We start from the raw sequence: 4,130 nt of genomic DNA, 5'->3' as shown, positions 1-4,130 counted from the left end.
GGAATCGTCTTCACGATGTAGCAACGTTGCGTACCGAGGCCTGGTAACCGGATCAGGCTCGACGCCTTGCCGTCCTTCCCCGGTTCCAGAACACCGCGCTGCAGCAGTTCCTTGTTCACCGCGTTGATGTTCATGCCTCGGAAGATTTCCGAGCGCCATAACTCGGGGAGCACGTAGTAGGTGTTGGTTGTGTGCAGGGAATCACCAAGACCGTGCTCCAACGTCTTACGAAAACCGAGTCGGTCGATGGTGCGCGGACCGTGTTCGTCGATCTTCGCCGCCGTCGACTCCCAACGCGTAAAGCGGCTCTCACCGAAGCGCTCGATGATCTGTCTAAGTCGCGCCACGATTGCATCGCCCTCGAAGTTGCCGGCGCCGCCACGCTCGTTCATCCATGCGTTCAGACACACGCGAGCGGCGGTAGTGGCAGTCCCATCCGGCCAGCCGGTGATCCCCATCGCGGTTGCCAACTCGCCCGCTGCAGCGGCGAGACCGAAGCGAGCGGCGGCACGGTGCGCTTGTCCACTGGCCGACGCCGGTAACGACTGGGCGATAAAACCTTCCAGCGTGCGGCGCAGGATGGCTGCCCAGCCGTGACGCTTACCGGGTTCACACAGCGCGGTAAGGAAGGCTGTGAGCGGCGTGCCGTAGTACTTCGCTACGCGTGCTTTGAGCGCGTCGGACAGTGCCGCTGCATCTTCAAAACCGTTAAGCACATCGAACATGCCAAGGCCTTTGCTGGCATCGGCCGGGACAGCAAGCATGCGCACTTCCATACCCGCTTTCAGTTCCTTGTTCGCTTCGGCCATGTGCTGGGCCAACGTCTTCTCGCCGGTGGAGAGGAATAGCAGGCGCCACTCCTGTACCTGTCGGCCAGCTTGGCCTCGATCGTTGGCGCGTGCCTTGCCTGTGCCGTTGCCGAGCATGTACACCGTCTCGCCGATGATGCGCGGATCGCACATGCCGATTTCATCCAAGACCAGAAGGCCGTCGGAATGCGCGGCGGCGATAGACTCCAGCGCGTTGTCGGTGGAACGCCACGAACGCACCAGTCGCGGTCCGCCGTAGATCGAGGCGGCGACCTGCAAATGGGTGGTCTTGCCGCCGGAGCTGTCGCCGTACAAGTGAAAGCCGCCCGACTCATGACCAAGCATGTGCAACAGCGGCCCCGCGAAGGCCACGCCGACGACAAATGCCAAACGATGATTGCCGACGCACAGCGCGCCGATCTGCTCTTGCCATTGTTCAAGCGTGCCCGCTTCGCTGATTGGCGGAAGTTGCGAACCGGCTTCGTAGAAGTGTAGGTGCTCGCTGTGCGCACCTACCTGCTGCTCCGGCAGTAGAAACGCCGTGTCATGCCAACCCAAACGCGTGACCAGTCGAGCCCGTTGGGCGCTGTCGAAGCCGCCGAGGTAACTCTGCAGATCATTGCGTGCATTACGCCCTGACCGACTTCCTGCGAGACGTAGCCCCATGTCCACCAGCGGGCCGAGCACGTCTTTGCCAAAGTCACCGGTCATGGTGCGCGCCGGAATGTTCCAGCGTTTCTTGGCGCCGTCGGGATCGTCGAACTCGACCAACAAGCCCCAGTTCTGACCTTTGTCGTCGCGAGTACGGGCGAGGATCTCCAATGGCGAGCACACCGGACGCGCCTCACCGTCATCACCGGCATAAAACACACCTTCTGACGTGAGTCGAAAGCCGCCGGGCATCAGGTCGGTTTTCGATTTTGTCGGGCGCTTGGCTGCGGGTTTCGTCTTCGCGTCCGGCTTGGCTTCGGTTTGCTCCGGGGATGGTTTTTCCTCGACCAAACCAAACAGCTCGCCGCTGCTTTGCAGCTCGGCGAAATGCGCGGCTGTCCAATTTTTGGTAAGCGCATCGGCAGCGTCATCACCATCATCCCATTGACCACCTTTGGCGAAAGCGGCGCGGCCACTCTTCAGCGTGGGCTTGCGTTTGAACGAGTCCAGAGCGATGAAACGGACCGAGGCGGCGCCGATTTTGCGCAGCTTCTCGGCGACGGCCTCCATGCATGCTTTACCGCTGTCGTCGTTGTCAGGCCACAACAGAACATCTCGACCCCTAAGTGGTGTCAGGTCAGCTTTATGCCAAGAGTTGGAACCGTTCGGCCAGCAGGTGGCCACGTGGTTCGTAGCAGTTTGGAGGCGGCATCGGCAGCTTTTTCGCCTTCGCACAAAACCACCGGTGCGTCACTGCGCTGAGTCAGTTCATCAAGGCGCAACAGCGGACGTGGGTCGGGCAGACCCTGCCAGCGCCATTGCTTGGTTTGGCCATCGGCGCGCTCGCACCATGTGAGGGGTGCAAAGACCTTCTTCGGCTTGCCGTCCTCATCGGGCGCAAGGTCGAAGCGGTAGAGCCCCATTAGCGGCTGGCCCTGCGCATCACGGTAGATCCAGACCTTGGACGGCACGCCGTGCTGCCGATGCTTGGCCGGGCACTTGTTCATGGCCTCGGCTGGGATCGGCTGAATGGCAATCCACTCAGGGGCTTTCATCTTGGTAGGCACGTTCTTCGCCTGGGCGCCGCCGGGCGATACGTTGAGCAATTCTGCGAGTTGGTTGCAGGCCTCGATGTCGGTGCCGCCGTCCAGATAGCGCACCAAATCAATCAGGTCGCCGCCCTTGTCGCCGGTGGCAAAGTCGGACCATGTGCCTTTGCCCAAACTGATCTTGAGCGAACCGGCGCGCTTATCGCTGCGGGTTGGGTTGGGTGCGGTGTATTCCTTGCCTCCGTCGACGCGCTTGCCATTGGGCAGCCAGTGAGACAGAACGCGATCAATGTCTTTCAGTGCGGCGGCTTTCACGTCGGCAAAGCTTGGACGCTTTGCGGAGGTGCTCGGGCGTTGGCTCATGCGTCAGCCCTCGGCAGAAACAGCGCGTCGTTGATGTCGTCGATCAACGCTTTGGCCATTTCGCCAAGGTACAGAGCAGGCCAACTGAAACGCTCGCCGCCATCGCTCATGGCGGCGTCGAAGTTGAGTTGGTTGGCGTGATGCTGCAACAGGGAAACCATCTCCAGTGCATCTTCGACCGGAACACCGGCATTGACCCGGAACAACTTCAAATCGGAGGGGTTCACGCGAGTGAAGGTGGCATGCCCGAGGGTGGTGGAGGTGGTCATAGCGCACCGCCTTTCTGCGCAGCAGGCATCGAGGTGGAGTCGCCGTGCAGGGTCAGCGTCTTGATCAAACCAAGGGTGCCACGCACGTCCCAGAGAACGGCCGCGATGACGTGATTAGCAAGGCGCGAGGAGTCGTTTTCGAAGTGTTCTTCAAGCAGCGTTAGAACCGAGTCGGCGCGAGCAATGGCGCAGGTGATGGCGTCGATGGGCACACCGGCTTCTGCGGTCGGATTCACGCAGAGCAGGTCTTCGGGCAGGGCGAAGCTCAAAGCATTGTTCATTGGGCACCGCCTGCGGTTTCGAGTGCGCGGGCTTTGGCCATGTGAGCGTTGTAACGGGAAAGGCGTGTAGCGAGGCTGGAATTGGCGTGTAAAGCGGCGAGAGCCATTGCACGGTGTGCAGCGGCGCGAATTTTGGACGGAGTGAGGGCGTATTGCATTTGTGAAGGCTCCTTGTACTGAGGAACCGCCACCGTCTGCCGCCAAGCAGATTAGGGTGACGGATTGCGCAGGATTGGCGGACCGGCGTACAAGGAGACCGGCGCACCCGAGGGTGCTCCTACGCAACCCGCCATAACACGGGAATGCGGGCACAAAAAAAGCGCCTGCAATCGTAATGGGGGCGCTGTTGCGCCTTGTACTGTTTGGGCCGCCAAGCCCAATCGCTGAATTTGCAGCGACGGCCAGAGAGTAACGTCCGTTTTTCGAAAGTGCAACTGCGCTGATAGCTTGCGGTTTTTTCAGGTGCGGCATAAATTGTTCGTGCATGTAGATTGACCTCAACGCCTCCGGATCGCCCCCGGAGGCGTTTTCGTTTCAGGCATGGGCTTCCCAGCGCAGGGATAGGAGGGGTAGGAAGCCGCCGCTGAGCATCGAGCGGGCGTCTTCGTAGGCTTGGGTTTGCTGCCCTTCGTCGACGATCACCGCGCCGGTTTTTTCGCAGTGGAGGGAGAGGGCGCACCAGGTGCCGTCGGCCCAACTCAGTACGCT

At 60.9% G+C, this 4,130-nt stretch carries 2 protein-coding genes and 1 pseudogene; all 3 read right to left on the bottom strand.

Annotation, left to right across the window (positions count from 1 at the left end; genetic code table 11):
* Positions 1–2,872, bottom strand: a pseudogene (locus tag D8U82_RS04030) (DUF927 domain-containing protein); the annotation flags it as partial.
* Positions 2,869–3,141: a DUF3077 domain-containing protein gene (locus D8U82_RS04025; protein ID WP_130901694.1), complete on the bottom strand. Its 273-nt coding sequence runs from the start codon at positions 3,139–3,141 to the stop codon at positions 2,869–2,871. The gene D8U82_RS04025 and the pseudogene D8U82_RS04030, both read right to left, overlap by 4 nt.
* Positions 3,138–3,422: a hypothetical protein gene (locus tag D8U82_RS04020; RefSeq protein ID WP_083354188.1), complete on the bottom strand. Its 285-nt coding sequence runs from the start codon at positions 3,420–3,422 to the stop codon at positions 3,138–3,140. The genes D8U82_RS04025 and D8U82_RS04020 overlap by 4 nt, the downstream gene beginning before the upstream one ends.
* Positions 3,423–4,130 lie beyond the last annotated feature (708 nt).

Source organism: Pseudomonas sp. Sample_23 (assembly GCF_004307595.1).
GTDB classification, from domain to species: Bacteria; Pseudomonadota; Gammaproteobacteria; order Pseudomonadales; family Pseudomonadaceae; genus Aquipseudomonas; species Aquipseudomonas atacamensis.
Note: the sequence above shows the minus strand (reverse complement) of the source record. Positions and strands in the feature narration are given on the sequence as shown.

What these genes read in the sequence shown, in the direction of transcription:
- D8U82_RS04025 (WP_130901694.1), bottom strand. Translation starts at nt 3,141, where the DNA reads ATGACCACCTCCACCACCCTCGGGCATGCCACCTTCACTCGCGTGAAC.
- D8U82_RS04020 (WP_083354188.1), bottom strand. Translation starts at nt 3,422, where the DNA reads ATGAACAATGCTTTGAGCTTCGCCCTGCCCGAAGACCTGCTCTGCGTG.